Origin of the sequence: Nonlabens sp. Ci31 (assembly GCF_012974865.1) — a bacterium.
Taxonomy (GTDB): Bacteria; Bacteroidota; Bacteroidia; order Flavobacteriales; family Flavobacteriaceae; genus Nonlabens.
Map to the genome: position 1 here is coordinate 1036777 of NZ_CP043633.1, position 19003 is coordinate 1055779.

Genomic DNA, 19003 nt, shown 5'->3' on the forward strand with positions numbered 1-19003 from the left:
ATAGATTAAACAGCACTTTAAACAGATCAAAAGAGGTACTTGTGGTATAAGTAATCTCACTACCTTTGTAAAAATGTTCCACACATAAACTGTTTATAGCATGCAACTGTACAACAAATTAAGTGCTGAAGAAAGAAGAGCTCTAATACGTCAGGCTGGAAAAGAACGCCTCACCATTTCTTTCTATCAGTACCATCAAATATATCATCAACAAATTTTTAGAGATCATTTATTTCTTCACTGGCACCCTATGGATGTCTTAGGTAGAATTTATATTGCACAAGAAGGAATCAATGCACAACTGTCTATCCCTGGAGATCGCTTTGAAGAATTTAAAACCTTCTTAGACGGAATTGATTTTCTAAAAAACGTACGCATCAATATTGCACGAGAACAAGACAATGAAAGCTTCTTAAAACTCAAAGTAAAAGTGCGCGACAAAATCGTTGCTGACGGTCTAGAAGACGATTCATTTGATGTGACTGATATAGGTACACACGTAGATGCTAGCGCATTTAATAAACTCATTGAAGATCCAAATACGGTCTTAGTTGATATGCGCAATCATTATGAATCTGAAATAGGTCATTTTAAAAACGCTTGGACACCAGATGTAGATACCTTTAGAGACAGTCTAGATTATATAGAAGAACAACTTAAAGATCATAAAGAAGGTAAAAAACTAGTTATGTATTGTACCGGTGGTATACGTTGTGAAAAAGCCAGTGCCTATTACAAACACAAAGGCTTTAAAGATGTTTATCAATTAGAAGGTGGGATTATTGAATACGACAGACAGGTGACCGAGCAAAAACTAGAGAACAAATTCAAAGGTAAAAACTTTGTTTTTGACCAACGTCTTGCTGAGAAAATAGGGGATGAAGTCATCGCCAACTGTCATCAATGTGGAGCATCTTGTGACGCCCATACCAATTGTTCTAATGATGGCTGCCACTTGCTATTTATTCAATGTGACTCTTGTAAAGAGGCGTTTGAAAATTGCTGTAGTCAAGAATGTAACGATATTATACAACTGCCTTTTGAAGAGCAAAAAGCTTTAAGAGCTGGACACTATAACAGCAATCATATATTTAAAAAAGGCCGTTCTGAAAAGTTGGATTTTAAAAGACGTTCCACAAAAGCTGAATAAGAGTTTATTTATAGCGTAATCGAGATACGCGATTCATTTACCAAAAACACCCTTACCTTTGCAACATGGTTAAAATAGGCAACATAGAATTACCCGATTTCCCACTACTCTTAGCTCCTATGGAAGATGTAAGTGATCCTCCTTTTCGTGCGTTGTGTAAGGAAAATGGCGCTGATATCGTTTTTACAGAATTCATTTCTAGTGAAGGATTGATACGTGATGCAGCAAAAAGCACCATGAAGCTGGACATTTACGAGACAGAACGCCCTGTAGGAATACAGATATTTGGGGCAAATCTAGAATCTATGCTACAATCTGTAGAAATTGTAGAACGTACCAAACCTGATATTATCGATATCAACTTCGGTTGTCCAGTAAAAAAAGTAGTGTCTAAAGGTGCCGGTGCTGGGATTCTTAAAGATATAGACCTTATGGTCTCGCTTACAGAAGCTATGGTAAAACATACCTCTTTACCTATTACGGTTAAAACCAGATTAGGCTGGGATGACGATTCTATAAAAATTGTAGAAGTAGCCGAACGTTTACAAGACGTAGGTATTAAAGCCATTTCTATTCACGGCCGCACAAGAGCGCAGATGTATAAAGGAAATGCCAATTGGGAACCTATCGCAGCGGTAAAGAACAATCCTCGTATGCACATTCCTGTTTTTGGAAATGGAGATGTAACTACGCCAGAGCTCGCCATGAAAATGCGCGATGAATACGGGCTAGACGGTTGTATGGTAGGTCGGGCAAGTATAGGGTATCCATGGTTTTTTAGAGAAGTAAAACATTTCTTTGAACACGGTACACACATGGCAAAGCCAACTATGGAAGAACGAGTAGAAGTTGCACGTAGACACCTACAAATGGCAATAGACTGGAAAGGAGAAAAGCTAGGTGTTTTTGAAACCCGCCGACATTATACCAACTATTTTAAGGGCATTCCTGACTTTAAAGAATACCGCATGAAAATGGTCACTAGTGATGACTCGCAAGGAGTATTTGAAGCTTTTGAAGAGATTTTAGAAAAATTTGCCGACTACAGCTTTGCCTGAGACAGCAACCTATCATTAATTCTGCGGGAGCCTATATAACTAGCTATAATTCCCAATACGGTAATTGTAGCAAGAGAAACAATGACGTTCCATACATCCATGGCAAAAGGATAAGGAATTCCTGGTGCGATATAGATAAGGTCGTACCTTACTTGCAATACTACAAAAGTGATCCCGATCACAAGACCTATAATACCGCCAGACAGGGTCATAAGACTTCCTTGAATAAAAAATATTTTACGCAAAGAACTCACTGGCGCTCCAAGATCAAGTAGCGTCTTCATATTCTTTTTCTTATCGAGAATCATCATGATAATACTACCGACTACGTTGAACAAAGCGATGATCAATACCAATGTAAAGATCAGATAAACCACCAAGTTTTCTGAATTGAGCATTTTATAAAGCGCATCATTCATCTGGAATTTATCCTTGATTTTTACGGGTTGTTCAAAGATATCTTGGATGGCTGCTCTTACTTCATTTTCATTTGCCGTAGGACTTAATTTAATTTCTACTGCACTTGCCGTAGAGTCATTCATATCCAACAATTTACGCGCAGCGCTCAGTCTGGTAAAGATATATTTACTATCCAATGTTTCATTAACACTAAAAGTCCCTACCGGAATAGCATCGAGTCTAGAAAACGAGCTGTTCATGTTTAACTTATTGATAGCATTAGCCCCCGGTTTAGGCACCATAATTTGCATGTAACTACCGTAATTATTAACCGTTAGAGAAAGTCTAGAAGCAAGTGAATAACCAGGAACTACTTGTGCATCACTTTGAGAAAGCCAGCTGCCGTAATAAAGAATAGAATCTGTACTGATCATTTTTACATAATCATCTGGAACGCCTTTAATAAAAGCGATATCATTCTTTTCCTCATAATTTAAGAAGGCCTTTTCTTCTATCACAGCACATACTAATGCTACTCCAGGTATTTTTTCTAGTTCTCGCTTTCGCGAAAGCGAAATACCAACAGTCTTACCATTTACAGGTAAAATCTTGAGGTCTGGATCAAAATAATTTGAAAATTCAGTGCTAAAATCCTTAAGTCCAGAGAAACCAGAAAGCACAATAAATAGTGCTGCAGTTCCTACTACAGTAATAATAAAACTAAGGATATTGATAATGTTAATGGCGTTTTTGCCATTTTTTGAAACGAGGTAACGCCTTGCTATGTAAAAGGAAAAATTCACTAAGACCTCTTACGTCGTGGAAGGATATCTGGATTTTCTATAGGATTGTTTTCGCCTTTAAGCTCACGGTCTATTTGATCCATGTATTCTAAAGAGTCGTCATTAAAGAACTGAAGCTCAGGCATGCGACGGAACTGGTGGCGCACTCTTGAAGCCACTTCATAACGTATCTCATCACCCATGTCAACAATTTCCTTCACAACCGTACTGGCCTTATCTGCTGGAAAAACAGATAGGTACACTTTTGCATAACCTAAATCTGGAGTAACCGTAACCTTAGTAACTGAGACTATTAAGTTAGTCACAGCGTTCTTTCTCATTACGTCTTGAATAACCGTTGATAAATCTTCCTGTAAGACTCCGGCAATTTTTTTCTGTCTATTACTTTCTTCCATACTGCAAAGGTAAGTGGTTCCACGTGAAAAGTTGATAGACCATTGGTTAATATGACAATAGAAATACATTCTTGTCGTCTAACTGTACTAACTTTGTATGGTAAAACAACAAAATATGTTTGGCAAAATAGAACACTTAGGAATAGCAGTTAAAAATCTGGAGGAGGCAAATGACGTATATACCAAACTTCTAGGTCGTAAACCTTATAAGACAGAAACAGTAGCAAGCGAGTCTGTGGACACCAGTTTTTTTCAAAGTGGCGATAACAAAATAGAGTTGCTTAGCGCCACTAGTGATGACAGCGCGATTGCCAAATACATATCCAAAAGAGGAGAAGGAATCCATCATATAGCGTTTGCTGTAGAAGACATCAAAACAGAACTGCTGAGATTAGAAAAAGAAGGTTTTCAAATCCTTAATAAAGAACCCAAACGAGGCGCCGATAATAAGTGGGTAGCCTTTGTACATCCTAAAGGAACAAATGGTGTTCTTGTAGAATTGTGTCAAGAAATTAAAGAATAGTTTGCGAGTATGAATGAATAGTTTAAATTTGCAGACTTTTTAGATAAGGTAATACCAGCATTTATCTTATTGGGCCTATAACTCAGCTGGTTAGAGTATCTGACTCATAATCAGAAAGTCCCTGGTTCGAGCCCAGGTGGGCCCACAAAAGCTTCAACACTACGTTGGAGCTTTTTTTATTCTCTAAATTCCATACTTAATCATAAAAATTTTGCCAACTGGACGAGAAGTTTATGCCGAATTTATTTCGGTAAGCCCAGGTGGGCCCACAGAAGCTTCAACACTACGTTGGAGCTTTTTTTATTCTCTAAATTCCATACTTAATCATAAATATTTTGCCTTCTGGACGAGAAGTTTATGCCGAATTTATTTCGGTAAGCCCAGGTGGGCCCACAAAAGCTTCAACACTACGTTGGAGCTTTTTTTATTCTCTAAATTCCATACTTAATCATAAAACTTTTGCCTTCTGGACGAGAAGTTTATGCTAAGCATAGCAAAGTACGAACAAGTAGAATCACGATATCAATCTCAACAGAATTGTATTTTATTATTTACCACAAGACAAGAGACCCATGGCATTGACATTGTAAATGCTATTCTCCCAAACATGTATCTAATTTATAATCACATGAAAAATTTAATCTTACTATTTATTATCACTGTTTCCAGCTCTGCTTTAAGTCAAATTAACGAATGTAGTATTCAGAATATACAGCTTGATCCTTATGATTTTGTTTTGAGAAATCTTGAAAAAGTAAATCAGCATATAAAAAATAAAAACTACGTCATAGAGGTTTCCATTCATTTTAAAGATTGTGAAAAAGAATATAAGGAACACACAGAAAATACTGAAGTTTCTCCTATTATCTACCATCTAATTTCCTTAGAAAACTCTTATCGTGGAGAAAATAAAACTGCTGTTGTCGTTTATAAAAAATTGAATCAATTCGTTTTGCAAACGATCAATGAATGTATTGATGATCCTATTGAGTTTAAAAACCAAGCCTATGTAACCTTAATTTTTAGAATTCCACTAAATGTAGAAAATATTCAAAAAGCGTTAAAATATATAGAACGTAAGTTTATTTACCTCTCAACTCCTTCATCTGATGTTCTAACATGGCGAGCTTATCTTCAAAACTATCAGAGAACTCTGGAATACGTCTAAAAAACACATAACGCACACGCCACAATTGCTTTACAGACTTTTTCTCTATGCAAATATCTTCGATGTTTTTATGATCTGCACGTAGGACAAGCCCTTTACTTGTAACGTAAAGTCGGCGCAGGATAAGTTCCTTATCGGTTACCGCTAGCACGATGGTACCGTTGTTTAATTTGGCAATAACATTCTTAGGAACCTTCTCTCCTATCACCACATCTTTAGGATACAAGCCTTTATCATGGCTAGTCATTTCTAGACTGGTAACGGTATACCCTATAAATTCTTTTTCGGTATTCAGCGGCAGACTAAGCTTTGGTAAATCTGCTAGAAAAGCTTCATTATCGTAATATTCTATATAATCTTCAACTGTTTTTTCTGTGATACAAGGAATTTGTGCAAACTGTTCTCTGGCTAATTCTTCTGGTGTTAAAGCAAGGCTGTCATTAAATTTTAACAACTGATTTACGGTTAATTCTGCCGTAAGTATATCATCTATAGCAATGCTAAAATAATTAGCAATTAAAATAATAGTATCTATTTTAGGCTCACTTCTTCCTTCTTCATAAGCCCCTAAAGTACCTCTCTTTAAGTCAAATAGATCTGCAAAAGCCTGTTGACTCAAGCCCCTTACCCCTCGTATCTTTTTAATGTTTTTTCCAAAAAATGACATTATGTTGCTAATTTTATTTGCAATTAGGAATTTTTATGTATATTTACACTAACAATATTAGCTAAATGTTTTTGTTTAAACTAATATGTTGAGCATTCTTTCTCGAGATAAAGCGTCTTAAGAAAGTCCCCCTCAAAAAAAGCAACTGTAAAATAGGCCATTTTATAGTTCATAGTACTTTCACCGAGCACTTCAAAGTGAGAAAAACAACCAACAAAAAAAGGGCCCACATTTATGACCTTAAAACTAAAAACCTATGACTCCTATAATTGTTTGCATTATTGAAATCGCTTTTCAGATTTTAGTGGGATAGAACTAAGCTTTTTCGTAATATTAAACCTACAATAAAAACCTATGAATAATTACTTCAATACTATAAAGGAATACTTGTTACAACTAGACTTTGATATCATTAGAGAAAATCCCAAGGATGGAATTATGGTGATAGAAAAAGAAAGTGCCGGTGTTAAAAATATGATCTTAGGAATTGCTCCGCCCATTTTAATCATGGAGCAATACATTTTTAAAATCAATAATAAGAACGAAGAAGTGTTTAAAAGCCTGCTACAAAAAAACCGTGATATTATTCATGGTGCCTTTGTACTGGATGAAAGTGGTACTAAAGTCATTTTTAGAGACACCCTTCAAATCGAAAACCTTGACCTTAACGAACTGGAAGGTACACTCAACTCTCTGAGTTTATTAATGAGTGAATACTCCGATCATATAATTAAATTTTCAAAATACTAAAAACATATACTATGAACATATTTAAAAGAATATTCAAAATAGGAGAAGCACAAGCAAACAAAGCCGTGGACAACCTAGAAAGCCCAATCATCATGACCGAGCAAGGTATACGTGATATGAAAGCAGACCTTAATAAAAGTATAGAAGCGATGGCGCAAGTAAAAGCTCTTGCTATACGTTCTAAAAATGAGCGTGATGAGCATGAAGCAAAAGCAAAAGATTATGAATCTAAAGCCATGCTTATTCTTAAAAAAGTACAGGCTGGTAACATGGAAGTTGCTGATGCCGATAGGCTTGCTAAAGAAGCGCTTGCCAAAAAAGAAGAAGCACAACAACACGCAAACAAAACCAGTGCCGACACAGAAAAGTTTGACAAAAATGTATCTCAATTAAAAGATACCATTGAAACCATAAAAGGAAACATCACCAACTGGGAAAACGAGTTAAGGACTCTTAAAGCAAGAGTAAAAGTGAGCGATGCGACAAAAAATGTCAATAAACAAATGGCAGAATTAGACAGTGCTGGAACGGTGAGCATGCTGGAGCGTATGAAAGAAAAAGTAGCTCAAGATGAAGCTCTTGCTGAGGCTTATGGGGATCTCGCCACCACTAAGAAGTCTATAGATGAGGAGATAGATGCTGCTGCAGATACCACTGAGGCAAAACTAGATGATGATCTTGCAAAGCTTAAAGAGCAGTTGGGAATTACAAAAGATGAAGCCTAAGGGCAGATCGCAGTCGAGCAGGTAATGCTGAGAAAGCAGCCTTATCTTTTCATCTAAAAACCAACTATGAATAACATCAATTTTAAATGTGTCAAATGTGGTCATAACGATTATGAAACCGGAGAAATGCGCGCCACTGGTGGAACCCTCTCTAAAATATTTGACGTACAAAATAAAAAGTTCTCTTATGTAGCCTGTGCCCGTTGTAAATACACCGAGTTTTATAAAGCAAGTACAGGAGCTTTAAGTAATCTATTTGATTTCTTTACGAACTAAAAACCATTAAACACCAACCAACCTTGGAAAACTATTTCAACATATTATTCTCTGAAGTGAACATCGCACTTACCCTGCTGTTGATCATTCTTATTATTTATTGGCTAGCCACTATGATTACCGGTATCGATTTTGACCTGGATATTGACGTGGACATAGACGTAGATGTGGATGTGGATCTTGACCCAGGTATCGAAGGTGGTAATATGGATTTCCAAGACGTTGCAAATGCCGAAGTAGACCGCGACCATGTCGTTAACAAACGCACCAGAAAACTCAAATGGTGGCAAATATTTTTGATCTATTTCAACTTCGTGGGATTGCCGTTCATGTTCACCTTTACCTTTTGGATTTTTTTATGGTGGATGATTTCTTTGCTTACTACATCCATAACGGGTAGTTATGATAACAGTTTTGGCTATGCCATTGTATTAGTGGCATTTATACCAGCGCTTATTTTAACTAAAATAGTGACCACTCCTTTCAAGTCCTTTTTCAAAAATTTAAATAAAGACGGGGATAAAGCCGTCGACTTTTTAGGCCGTAAAGCCCTATTATTGTCTTCGATTTCTGGAGATAAGTTAGGAAACGCAGAAGTTATGGCAGACGGTAATGTGATGAGTATTTATGTGAAATCATTAGATGGATCAAAGTTAAGCTTTCGCGAAAGCGTGCTTATCATCAAGCAATCAGACGATAAAAACTATTTTTTAGTGAGTAAAGAGTAAGGGCGGAAAACATACCGCCAAATAAACCCAGTAACCGCGGAACACATCCGCCAAAACAATAAACCCAAAAATAACTATGGACCAAATACCAGGATTATTAGTCACAGGAGTAGGTATCTTCCTTTTCCTTATTATCGTTTACTTCGCTATCATTGCGATGTTTTACAAAAAAGTACATCAAGGACAGGCGCTAGTACGTACCGGTTTTGGAGGTACTAAAGTCGCCACAGATAAAGGACTTTATGTGGTACCCGTATTCCACCGTGTGGAAACTATGGATATTTCTGTAAAGAAAATCCAAATTGAACGTATGGGCGTAGAAGGTCTTATTTGTAAAGACAACATGCGGGCCGATATTAAAGTGGCGTTTTTTGTACGTGTGAATAATGACGTAGAATACATCAAAAAAGTGGCTCAAACCATAGGTGTAGCTCGTGCCTCTAGAAAAGAAACACTGGAAGATCTTTTTGAAGCAAAGTTCTCTGAGGCGTTAAAAACCGTAGGTAAGAAATTTGAATTCATCGATCTTTATGAAGCACGTCGCGAGTTTCGTGGCGAGATTGTAGATATTATCGGTACCGATTTGAACGGGTATACACTAGAAGATTGTGCAATCGATTACCTAGAACAAACGTCCTTAACACATTTAAAACGAGATAATATCTTGGATGCTGAAGGTATCAAGAAGATTACAGAATTAACTGCTGCACAAAACATCAAGTCGAATTTAATTACTCGAGATGAAGAAAAAACCATCCGTAAGCAAGATGTTGAGGCTCGTGAAGCCATTCTAGAACTGGACAAACAACTGGCCGAAAAAGAAGAGCAACAAACACGTGAGATTGCAAATATCAAATCTCGTGAGGGAGCTCAGATTTTAAAAGTAGCCGAAGAAGAACGGCTCAAGTCAGAAACCGCCCGCATTGCAACCACAGAAAAAGTGCAAGTTGCTGAAGAAAACATGCAACGTCAGATTATTATTGCTGAAAAAAACAAGCAACGTACAGAGGCTGTTGAAACAGAGCGCGTAGAAAAAGACCGCATGCTGGAACTAACGGAGAGAGAAAGAGTCGTTACTCTAGCTCAAATCGAGAAAGAAAAAGTAGTCGAAGTAGAGAAAAAGAACATTCAAGACGTGATTAGAGATCGCGTGATTCTTGAAAAAGGGGTGGTAGAAGAACAGGAAAACATGAAAGACATTGAAGCTTTCAAAACTGCAGACCGTATCAAACAAGTGACAATTACAAATGCTGAAGCTCGTGCACAAGACGAATTGATACGCATCACCATAGCTGCAGAGGCTTCTAAACAAGCTGCAGTTCAAAAAGCCGAAGAAATTAATATAGAGGCGCTTGCCAACAAAGAAGCTAGTGAAAAAGAAGCAGATGCACGTAAGACTCTTGCTGAAGCAACTGCCAAAGAAGAAGCAACTGTAGGACTTTCTGAAGCACAAGTAATGCATGCAAAAGCTGAGGCCAGTGAGCGTCAGGGAATTGTAGATGCATTGATCATCCAGAAAAAAGCAGAGGCTGAAGCACACGGAATTACCGCAAAAGCAGCCGCAAAACTTCAAGACGGACTTGCTGAAGCTAAGGTTATTAAAGAAAAAGCCCTTGCTGATGCCGCTGGAATTGAAGAGAAAGCAAACGCCATGAAGAAATTAGATGGTGTAGGTAAAGAACACGAAGAATTCAAACTACGTCTCGATAAAGAACTTCAAGTAGATTTAGCACAAATCAACATCCAAAAAGATATTGCAGACGCACAAGCACAAGTAATAGGAGATGCATTGAGAGCTGCTAAAATTGATATAGTAGGTGGTGAGACCATGTTCTTTGAACAAATCATAGGTCAAATAACTAAAGCAAAAGGTTATGACAGACTTGTACGTCACTCTGAAACAGTATCTGAAGTAAAAGATGCTATTCTAGGAAGCGATGATGTAAAAGGAAATTTATTGGATAAAGTAAAAGACTTTGCCGATAAGTACAATATCAGTTCTGAGGACATCAAGAACCTAACCATCGCAAACCTGTTGAGCAATCTACAAAACAAGTCTAACGACGGCGAGGAACAAAACATGTTGAGCAACCTAATGAACCTTGCAAAAGGAATGGGGCTTTCTAATAAAAAACTGGATAGTTTAAAGTAGAACTTTTAGGGCCCTACACTGTTCTTTCTTAGGAAAGAACAGTGTAGGGCTATCCGGTATATTCCCGAAGAAATATCGGGAGATGCCACTGCTATCCCTAGCGCAAGACATTTGTTTACGAGTAGCTCTCCGCATGCCAAAGTAAAGCACAAACAATGAAAAAGCACAACCGCAAATCCATACGTCTCAAAGGTTACGACTACACATCTATAGGTAGGTATTTTGTGACTATCGTTGTGCGTAATAGATGGCGACTGTTTGGAAAAGTAGTAAATGGTGAGATGGCTTTAAATACGTTTGGAGAAATTGCAGAACGTGAATGGGTCCATACATTAAGGTTGCGCAATAACTTATCTTTAGGTGCATTTATGATCATGCCAGATCATATTCATTTTGTGGTTAATATAGAAGTTGCCATAAATCAAACTGAACATGCTCCAGAAGAACTGGAACGTCGTGCGGGTGCTGTAAAAGGAAAAGACATTTGTAAAGAAGGTTCTTTGGGAAGTCTGGTAAGAGGTTATAAAGCAGCTGTAACTAATCAAATTAAAACTTTGATATATGCACAGAAAGAAAATAAATCTGACTTATCAGAATCCGCTTTTACCGAGCTGAATCTGCTTATCAGAAAAATCGATCTAAAAAAGACCCTCTGGGTACGCAATTACCACGAAATAATCATCAGAGATCAACGCGCTTATCTCAACATAAGCAAGTACATCAATAATAATCCTAAAAAATGGGATGAAGATCTCAAGAAAAAACTAGGACTACATGAGTGACACCATAAAAGGGCGCGATGCGTCGCGCCCAAACAGCGATGCGTCGCGCCCAAACAGCGATGCGTCGCGCCCAAACAGCGATGCGTCGCACCCAAACAGCGATGCGTCGCGCCCAAACAGCGATGCGTCGCACCCAAAAAGTGATGCGTCGCGCCCAAACAGCGATGCGTCGCGCCCAAAAAGCAATGCGTCGCGCCCAAACAGCGATGCGTCGCGCCCAAACAGCGATGCGTCGCACCCAAAAAGCGGCAACTCAAGCCCCACAGACACTACCCAACTGGACTCAGGAACTTACGAGATCATCCAGAGCAGACTGCTCAAGCAAAAGAACGACTTGCAGCAACGTCTCCATGCGCTGAATGAAGAAAGGAAAAAAGTCTTCGGTTCGCTAGAAACAAGGTTGATTGCAAACGATCGTGTGAATACAGAAAACAACTGTATCGCTCGTGACATTGTGACGATTGGGAACTACAGTGTTTTCGGTTATAACGTTCACTTTGGATTGCGTACGGAGGTCCACTTAAGTGACGTATTTAGTATCTATGAATTTCATCGTGATGGCAGCGCTGGTGATGCGTTACGCTTTAGCGAAAGCGGAAACAAACTCCACCTCATCACTGATCCCACATTTCAAACCGACTTTGAAAATCTTTACAAATACTATCGCAACACAATCTTTTCCAAATTTGCGATTATGGGGAATTACCTGCATATGGTATTCCAACTCAGTGATTCCGTTACTGATATCAAGACTTTTAAGTGGTTGATTACAGAAAATGAATTGCAATATATAGACAACCGTAGTGAGCACGAATATCGTTATCCTGCGCAATATGGTTTCCAGTGGAAAGAAGCTGGACGCGATAACCAGCGCAATGGTATTCATGCGCATATATCCATTTTAGACAAGGTTTTTGTAGAAACAATAGGTGGCGATTTAACCATAAAAGTAGAGGATAATACAGATGATGGTCAAGGAATTTATAGGGAAAATGTAGCGCATCGTGACCAGACCCTAGATGATGGACAGTACCGCTATGCCGACTTAGACAATTTGATTGTTCTAGAAATCAAACCCTTTCAAGAAGAGCCCCGCTATTTTGTCTATAATCACAAAATCAAAGCAGTAGAAAGAATAGACAGCATTGCACAGGCTGCCGTATTGTTGCCTGATGGTCAGGGAATTATTTTTCCTAGCGGATTTTACCTGCAAACAGGAGCGTATAACGTCTTCCCAAATGGCGCTGGTGAATTAAAATTCCAACAAAAAATCGCGTCACCTAATGGAGAAGACCACTTGTACGTATTTTATAATCCGCAAAAGGCGCTGTACGTGTTGATGTCTTATAATGTGATCGATCAGACTGTGAAAACACCTATTGTTTGCAGTGGTTTTACGATTTTGGAACAAGGTGAATTGTGTTATTTCCGCACGGGAGATGAGCAAACTAAACACCACATGATGCAAATTTGGCAAACACCTTATTTGAAAGGTGATATTATGCCGTCTGAGCATCAAGACACCATGTTGTATAAGATAGGCAATAAGGATATTGTAAAAGCAATGGCAGAGTCTAATGAGCTGCTCACGCTGTTAAATAAAGAAGATAGTTACGGCGGTTTATATGATGATATGGCTCGTGTCTCTAAAGATATTTTAGATGCTTATTATTGGCTTTCAGAAGAAGAGACACAACAAATCAACTTACCTCTCGCCGAAATCAATAAAGCATCCAATGCTGCCATTGACGAGTTTGAGAAAGTGAAACAGCTGCGCAAACAAGCGACTGCAGATACTAAAGGGATTTCTAAAAAAGCAGAGGAGCTTTTTGGAAAAGTTAAAAGCACCTCGTTCAAATCCATTAATGATTTTGTAAAACTATTAACCCAGCTACGTAGTTTGCGTGGTGAGGCTATAGGTTTGTACGAGATACGCTATGTAGATAAGGCTTTTATTAAAGGAATCGAGGAACAAATCGTGGAGCAAAACGAGTTGATCTCACGTCGTGCAGTGACCTTTTTGTTAGATGATAAAGCACTAGCGCCTTATCATAATGCGGTTCATGAAAAGCAGCAGGTTCTTAATGCTACTAAGAAAGTGATAGAGATCAAGAATCTTGAAAAAGAAGTCAATCAGATTGCTGAAGATTTAGAGCTGTTGATTGAGATCGTTTCTAATCTAGAAATAGAAGACACTTCCCATTCTACCAAAATCATTGAGAATATCTCCTTGATTTTTGCGACCATCAACCAGGTAAAAGCAGCGATTAAGAACAAAATCAAAACCGTAGGTAAAAAAGAAGCTCAAGCCGATTTTGCTGCGCAATTAAAATTGATTGATCAAAGCATTATCAATTACTTGGACATTGCCAGCACACCAGAAAAATGCGACGAATTCCTGACTAAAGTTTCCATTCAGTTAGAAGAACTAGAAGGAAAGTTTGCCGATTTTGAAGAGTACATTACGGAGATTATTGAAAAACGTGAAGAAGTTTACGCTGCTTTTGACAATCGTAAAAGTAGTTTGTTAGAGGCACGTAACAAAAAAGCTCTTGCCTATCAAAATGCTGCAGAGCGTATCCTAAAAGGGGTGCAGAAACGGGCGCAATCCTTAGATAGTATCACGGAGATCAATGGGTATTTTGCCAGTGATCTCATGATCAATAAGGTGCGGGATATAGTCGTGCAATTAAAAGAGCTAGACGACGCTGGTAAAGCTGAAGGTATTGAAACGGCACTTAAAGTCGCTCGTGAAGATGCCTTGAGGAAACTCAAGGATAAAAAGGAGCTGTATGAAGATGGTGATAACATCATCAAGCTAGGGAAACATAAGTTTGGTGTCAATAAACAGCAGCTGGATCTCACCATTGTTGTCAAAGATAATGGGTTGTTTTACCACCTTACAGGAACTGATTTCTATCAAGAATTGCATAACGAAGTCTTGACACAATCAAAAGATATCTGGAATCAAGAGTTGGTTTCTGAGAATGGACAAGTCTACAGATCTGCCTACCTCGCCTATTCTATTTTCAAATCTGGTGATAAGGACACCATGAGAACCGTGAGCCCTGCAAATTTACTGAGCCATGTTCAGGAACTTGCTAGTGGAAACTATTCTGGTGGATATGTCAAAGGGGTTCACGACCATGATGCCGCTCAAATTTTAAGTGTTTTACTACATAAAGATCACGATCTAGGCTTACTAACCTATTCGCCAAGTATAAGAGCGCAGGCACAGTTTTTCTGGAATAGTTTTGACTCGATGCGCCGCGTGCGCACCAACCGTATTTTAAAAAGTGCTGGTGAAGTATTAGCTGTTTTTGAAGACAGTAAGGAATATGATTTTATAGTGGAAGAGTTGGCTGCTGAAGTTTATAAATGGCAACCGCAGTTCGAGAGCCTCACTGCTCGCAAGGAAAAATACGACACTTCTATACAAACAACACAGTTCGAGAGCCTCACTGCTCGCGATATTGCAAGTTATTTATTTAACGAGCTGAAAGACAACGATCACTTTACTGTTAGCGCAAGTGCCATTCAATTAAAAGAGGCTTTTGAGAAAAAAATAAAATCTCAAAATGCCGACTTAAAATTCAAAAAAAGCTTAGAAGCTTGTGAGGACGAAAAATCTAAAGTGGAACTGGTACGGCATTGGGTTTCCGCTTTCGCGAAAGCGCACTTCGACAAGCTCCATGTGACGGACCAAAATTGGATACCCTACATCAATGAATGCGTAGCAAATATCCTTTACGGAGAACTGACGGCAGATAAAACGGTAGCCATTTCACCAAGTCAGAAAGTGAGTGCCTTAAAAGGTTCTCATAGCAGCATCGATGAAGGCGAATTCGTTTTTAACTACCACGATTTTGTAGCGGCACTAGAACATTTTGTAAGCATAAAAGTACCTGCTTATACTACTTTTAGAAAAGCAAAACACCAGGTAACCGAAGACTTAAAAGAGTCTTTGCGACTAGAAGAATTCAAACCTCGAGTGTTGAGTTCTTTTGTACGTAACAAGTTGATCGATCAGGTATATTTCCCGTTGATAGGAGATAATCTTTCCAAACAATTAGGAGCTGTAGGCGATACAAAACGCACCGACCGCATGGGGTTATTGCTGTTGATCTCACCACCTGGTTATGGTAAAACGACCTTGATGGAATATGTGGCCAACCGATTAGGCCTGATATTTATGAAGATCAACGGGCCGGCAATAGGTCATGACATTACCTCTGTAGATCCAGAAGCAGCAACTAATGCCGCGACAAGAGAAGAACTCAAAAAGCTCAACCTCGCTTTTGAAATGGGCGATAATGTCATGCTATATCTAGATGATATCCAGCACTGTAATCCTGAGTTTTTACAAAAATTCATCAGCCTGTCTGATGGAACGCGTAAGATTGAAGGAGTTTATAATGGAAAGCCGAAAACTTATGATTTACGCAGCAAGAAATTTTGCGTGATCATGGCTGGTAATCCCTACACAGAAAGTGGTGATAAATTCCAGATTCCAGACATGCTTGCCAACCGTGCCGATATTTATAACCTTGGTGATATCATAGGAGATACCGCTCATTTATTTGAATTGAGTCTGGTGGAAAACGCACTGACTAGTAATCCTGTGTTACAGCAATTGAGTAATAAGCACTTTGATGATGTGTATGCTTTAGTAGATCGCATTCAAAATGGAGGGCTTCAAGATACCTCAGCCGTCGCAGATATGGAGCTAAAAGGAAACCACAGCAATCAAGAAATAACCGATTATGTGGCTGTGCTGGAGAAAGTACTGAAGATAAGAGATACCGTTCTTAAAGTAAATGAGAACTACATCGCCAGTGCCGGAATGGAGGATGCTTATCGTACCGAACCTAGTTTTAAACTACAAGGTTCTTATAGAGATATGAATAAATTGGTTGCAAAAGTGGTTCCTATCATGGACGATAAAGAATTGCAAACGCTGCTATTATCTCATTATGAAAGTGAATCTCAAACACTAACCAGCGCTGCCGAAGCCAATCTTTTAAAATACAAAGAACTGGTACAAACCATCACTACAGAAGAACGACAACGATGGAATGATATCAAGGGTATTTTTGCCAAAAACAACAAGCTCAACGGCCTAGGCGGGCAAAATCAAATGTCACAAGTATTGAGTCAAATGATGGATTTCTCTGAGAACTTAGAAGGAATTAAAGAGGTGTTGAAGAATGGGCTTTCTAAGTAATGACGACGGGACAGGTTGACGATTGTCGATCAATATAGTATGTTTAAAAGTGCGAATTAACATTCGTAGCTTTGATGTTTTTTGTGGCATTCTCTCCAAATATTTTAAGATTTGACATACCAACAATTCGTGTTGGCATGGTCTAAATCTGTTCTCCTTGTTAATCCTGAGAATAGTAACTAGCGCTATCTTTAGCAGCCAAAACGGCCAATACAAATACTTGACATGTTGGTTATAGAAAAGTGACTATTAAAGTAAAACTCTATCTAAAATTATTAATACTTTTACTAAGAATTAGAATTAAAGACTGTGAGACTATGTTTTATTTTGACCTGCTTCTTGATCATTTCATGTTCAAGTGATAATCTCCAAAAAAGATCAGGTGGTTTAATATCAATTACTTATACCAGTGGTTCAAGCATTCCATTTGATGTAGATGGCAAATTCACAGGTATTTATGATGCAAATGGAACAATAGTAAAACAAGTATCTTATGATAATCAAAATAGAGTCATTACTCTAGAAGATTTTACCGCGGGAATTACTTGTAACATTATATATCACAGTAATGGACTCATTGACACTTTTTACGGAGCAAGTCTAAGTTATAATATGGATTTTGATTCTTATAAAAATCTGTACCGTTATGATGAAGAGTTAAGTGATCCTAATCGTGCTTGGTACGAAACTAGAGGTCACTATTTTACAAATACGTAAGATTCTGATGCTATTTCTAATTATGAAGATAGAGCTAATATGACTACAATAGATCTTGTTCAGAATACAACAACTATAAATTTACAACTTTTAACGCATAGATATTACACAAAAGGAGTAGGCGACATAACTAGCTTATCTGTTGAGAATAGTTCTTTTAATTATAATTATACCAGCAGTATAAATCCAGCATATCAGGAAATGACAAACATTAAAGATATAGTAGCCTTTGTGGAAGACAGGAACAATATAGAGCTAGAACAGTTTATTTTACCGATACTTATGCTTAGTTCAAATTTAATAAACGATACTTATGAATTAAGTGGCCCACCAGGAACGAGTACATACTTTTATGATTTTGATTCTCAAAATAGACTGTCCACTAGTTATTTAGAGTATACCGAATCTAATACGTTCCTAACGCCTAGAAGTATTTTAGCTACATATGATTACTTTTAATTTATATGTAAAAGTCTACATCTCTTGAGTTGTTTAATAACAACCAGGTCTTAAATAGCGTTTAATTAAAAGACCAAAAATTCCAAGACAAATACTTGGCATATCGGTTATCGAAAAAGTCTAATTTCAAAACATTTACATTTATATGTGCGGACTTAGATCCGCACATATAAATAATTTAGAAGGTTTAAAAAGGTTTTCTCGTCCCGTTTCTAGCACCGTTTTACCTTTCCGACCAAATTTCCGTAAACTCCAATTTGCCCACCTTTCCTTTAATAAGGAAAGGAGCTACTGGTTTTTTGGTTCATTAAAAAATTTATTACGATCGAATCAAAGGAGGAGGCTATCGAAATCGGCACAATTTGAAGATTGAACTGGTTAAACAGCCTTCAACATTTCCATAAGATCCTGCTCGGTATCTATTCCTTTATCCTTGTTGTACCAATTCTGAAGCACTTGTTTAAATTCTGGTAAAAGTTCGCCTTTCGAGGCTTTTTCTTCAGCGACTAACTGTGTGGCTTTAGTAGGTCGTGGCCCCCAAGTGGTAATAGGTAGGTCCGTATTCTTGTCTATTAAAAGAAGCTTTGCTATGGAGCGAGCGCCATTTGTTAGAAAGTGATCCATCAACAATGGGTTTTCATCTCTTAGGACCACTTTAAAATCGATTCCAGCGGCTTCGGCAACTTTGTTCATCATGGGCATGGTTTGAGCCGCATCACCACACCAACTTTCGGTAATGATGAGAAAATAAACCTCTTTATGAAAAGCACTTAAAAATTCTTGGTGCTTTGTTAAGAGCTTCAAAGTTTTATCCAATCGCTTCATGCGTTGATTATTGAGTGCTGTATATTCTGCTAGGGCTTCTGTAACCTCGTCGCCGCTATTAGTTCCATTTACGGTATGTGCTTCTACAAAAGCTCTATATTGTTGGTAAGAGATAGCTTGATCTACTGCTGCTTTAATGATTTGTTGTAATTCCATAAGGCAAAAATATACACATCTGCACCGTTGATTGAGATAAAATAGT

At 38.0% G+C, this 19003-nt stretch carries 17 protein-coding genes and 1 tRNA gene; 14 read left to right on the forward strand and 4 right to left on the reverse strand.

The annotated features are described in order from the left end of the window. Window positions 1-100 precede the first annotated feature (100 nt). Window positions 101-1150 (forward strand): rhodanese-related sulfurtransferase, encoded by a 1050-nt coding sequence (locus tag F0365_RS04670; RefSeq protein ID WP_169932629.1) that lies wholly within the window; start codon window positions 101-103, stop codon window positions 1148-1150. Between the two features lie 65 nt (window positions 1151-1215). Next, a complete protein-coding gene (gene dusB / locus F0365_RS04675) occupies window positions 1216-2208 on the forward strand; it encodes a tRNA dihydrouridine synthase DusB (protein WP_169932630.1) in 993 nt (330 codons plus the stop codon). Here dusB and F0365_RS04680 read toward each other — a convergent pair. After that, window positions 2193-3410 carry an ABC transporter permease gene (locus tag F0365_RS04680; protein ID WP_169932631.1) on the reverse strand — a complete coding sequence of 406 codons (1218 nt, stop codon included), beginning with the start codon at window positions 3408-3410 and terminating at the stop codon, window positions 2193-2195. The genes dusB and F0365_RS04680 overlap by 16 nt on opposite strands. Then, a complete protein-coding gene (gene rbfA, locus F0365_RS04685; RefSeq protein ID WP_169932632.1) occupies window positions 3410-3805 on the reverse strand; it encodes a 30S ribosome-binding factor RbfA in 396 nt (131 codons plus the stop codon). The genes F0365_RS04680 and rbfA overlap by 1 nt, the downstream gene beginning before the upstream one ends. Before the next feature lie 115 nt (window positions 3806-3920). Between rbfA and mce the strand changes: the two genes are divergently transcribed. The 3 genes from mce to F0365_RS04700 all read left to right on the forward strand — a co-directional run bounded on the left by mce (window position 3921) and on the right by F0365_RS04700 (window position 5496). Beyond that, window positions 3921-4328, forward strand: a complete 408-nt coding sequence (mce, locus tag F0365_RS04690; protein ID WP_169932633.1) for a methylmalonyl-CoA epimerase — start codon at window positions 3921-3923, stop codon at window positions 4326-4328. A gap of 71 nt (window positions 4329-4399) precedes the next feature. Beyond that, window positions 4400-4473, forward strand: a tRNA-Ile gene (locus F0365_RS04695). 483 nt (window positions 4474-4956) lie between these two features. Next, window positions 4957-5496 (forward strand): hypothetical protein, encoded by a 540-nt coding sequence (locus F0365_RS04700; protein WP_169932634.1) that lies wholly within the window; start codon window positions 4957-4959, stop codon window positions 5494-5496. Here F0365_RS04700 and F0365_RS04705 read toward each other — a convergent pair. After that, window positions 5411-6163 carry a helix-turn-helix domain-containing protein gene (locus tag F0365_RS04705; protein WP_169932635.1) on the reverse strand — a complete coding sequence of 251 codons (753 nt, stop codon included), beginning with the start codon at window positions 6161-6163 and terminating at the stop codon, window positions 5411-5413. The two genes, F0365_RS04700 and F0365_RS04705, sit on opposite strands and share 86 nt — an antisense overlap. 354 nt (window positions 6164-6517) lie before the next feature. On the opposite strand from F0365_RS04705, the gene F0365_RS04710 reads away from it, so the two are divergent. The 9 genes from F0365_RS04710 (at window position 6518) to F0365_RS04750 (ending at window position 17976) form a co-directional block, all read left to right on the forward strand. Next, complete coding sequence (locus tag F0365_RS04710; protein ID WP_169932636.1) at window positions 6518-6913, forward strand: molecular chaperone Tir; 396 nt, start codon at window positions 6518-6520, stop codon at window positions 6911-6913. A gap of 11 nt (window positions 6914-6924) precedes the next feature. Beyond that, a complete protein-coding gene (locus tag F0365_RS04715) occupies window positions 6925-7638 on the forward strand; it encodes a PspA/IM30 family protein (protein ID WP_169932637.1) in 714 nt (237 codons plus the stop codon). Window positions 7639-7704: 66 nt separating this feature from the next. Next, the gene (locus F0365_RS04720; protein WP_169932638.1) at window positions 7705-7914 is read left to right on the forward strand and encodes a zinc ribbon domain-containing protein; all 210 of its coding nucleotides are present in this window, start codon (window positions 7705-7707) and stop codon (window positions 7912-7914) included. A gap of 23 nt (window positions 7915-7937) precedes the next feature. Further along, complete coding sequence (locus tag F0365_RS04725) at window positions 7938-8642, forward strand: OB-fold-containig protein (protein WP_169932639.1); 705 nt, start codon at window positions 7938-7940, stop codon at window positions 8640-8642. A 76-nt stretch (window positions 8643-8718) separates the two neighbouring features. Beyond that, window positions 8719-10794: an SPFH domain-containing protein gene (locus tag F0365_RS04730; protein ID WP_169932640.1), complete on the forward strand. Its 2076-nt coding sequence runs from the start codon at window positions 8719-8721 to the stop codon at window positions 10792-10794. A gap of 155 nt (window positions 10795-10949) precedes the next feature. Beyond that, window positions 10950-11576 carry a transposase gene (locus F0365_RS04735; RefSeq protein WP_169932641.1) on the forward strand — a complete coding sequence of 209 codons (627 nt, stop codon included), beginning with the start codon at window positions 10950-10952 and terminating at the stop codon, window positions 11574-11576. Then, complete coding sequence (locus tag F0365_RS04740; protein WP_240961902.1) at window positions 11569-16800, forward strand: DNA repair ATPase; 5232 nt, start codon at window positions 11569-11571, stop codon at window positions 16798-16800. The genes F0365_RS04735 and F0365_RS04740 overlap by 8 nt, the downstream gene beginning before the upstream one ends. A gap of 339 nt (window positions 16801-17139) precedes the next feature. After that, window positions 17140-17517, forward strand: a complete 378-nt coding sequence (locus F0365_RS04745) for a hypothetical protein (protein ID WP_169932642.1) — start codon at window positions 17140-17142, stop codon at window positions 17515-17517. Window positions 17518-17718: 201 nt separating this feature from the next. Continuing rightward, a complete protein-coding gene (locus F0365_RS04750; RefSeq protein WP_169932643.1) occupies window positions 17719-17976 on the forward strand; it encodes a hypothetical protein in 258 nt (85 codons plus the stop codon). A 378-nt stretch (window positions 17977-18354) separates the two neighbouring features. On the opposite strand, the gene F0365_RS04755 is transcribed toward F0365_RS04750, so the two are convergent. Then, window positions 18355-18957 carry a thioredoxin family protein gene (locus F0365_RS04755; protein ID WP_169932644.1) on the reverse strand — a complete coding sequence of 201 codons (603 nt, stop codon included), beginning with the start codon at window positions 18955-18957 and terminating at the stop codon, window positions 18355-18357. Between the last annotated feature and the right edge of the window lie 46 nt (window positions 18958-19003).

Coding starts and splice junctions, on each gene's coding strand:
- F0365_RS04670 (WP_169932629.1), top strand. CDS start 101: ATGCAACTGTACAACAAATTAAGTGCTGAAGAAAGAAGAGCTCTAATA.
- dusB (WP_169932630.1), top strand. CDS start 1,216: ATGGTTAAAATAGGCAACATAGAATTACCCGATTTCCCACTACTCTTA.
- rbfA (WP_169932632.1), bottom strand. CDS start 3,805: ATGGAAGAAAGTAATAGACAGAAAAAAATTGCCGGAGTCTTACAGGAA.
- mce (WP_169932633.1), top strand. CDS start 3,921: ATGTTTGGCAAAATAGAACACTTAGGAATAGCAGTTAAAAATCTGGAG.
- F0365_RS04700 (WP_169932634.1), top strand. CDS start 4,957: ATGAAAAATTTAATCTTACTATTTATTATCACTGTTTCCAGCTCTGCT.
- F0365_RS04705 (WP_169932635.1), bottom strand. CDS start 6,163: ATGTCATTTTTTGGAAAAAACATTAAAAAGATACGAGGGGTAAGGGGC.
- F0365_RS04710 (WP_169932636.1), top strand. CDS start 6,518: ATGAATAATTACTTCAATACTATAAAGGAATACTTGTTACAACTAGAC.
- F0365_RS04715 (WP_169932637.1), top strand. CDS start 6,925: ATGAACATATTTAAAAGAATATTCAAAATAGGAGAAGCACAAGCAAAC.
- F0365_RS04720 (WP_169932638.1), top strand. CDS start 7,705: ATGAATAACATCAATTTTAAATGTGTCAAATGTGGTCATAACGATTAT.
- F0365_RS04730 (WP_169932640.1), top strand. CDS start 8,719: ATGGACCAAATACCAGGATTATTAGTCACAGGAGTAGGTATCTTCCTT.
- F0365_RS04735 (WP_169932641.1), top strand. CDS start 10,950: ATGAAAAAGCACAACCGCAAATCCATACGTCTCAAAGGTTACGACTAC.
- F0365_RS04740 (WP_240961902.1), top strand. CDS start 11,569: ATGAGTGACACCATAAAAGGGCGCGATGCGTCGCGCCCAAACAGCGAT.
- F0365_RS04750 (WP_169932643.1), top strand. CDS start 17,719: ATGACAAACATTAAAGATATAGTAGCCTTTGTGGAAGACAGGAACAAT.
- F0365_RS04755 (WP_169932644.1), bottom strand. CDS start 18,957: ATGGAATTACAACAAATCATTAAAGCAGCAGTAGATCAAGCTATCTCT.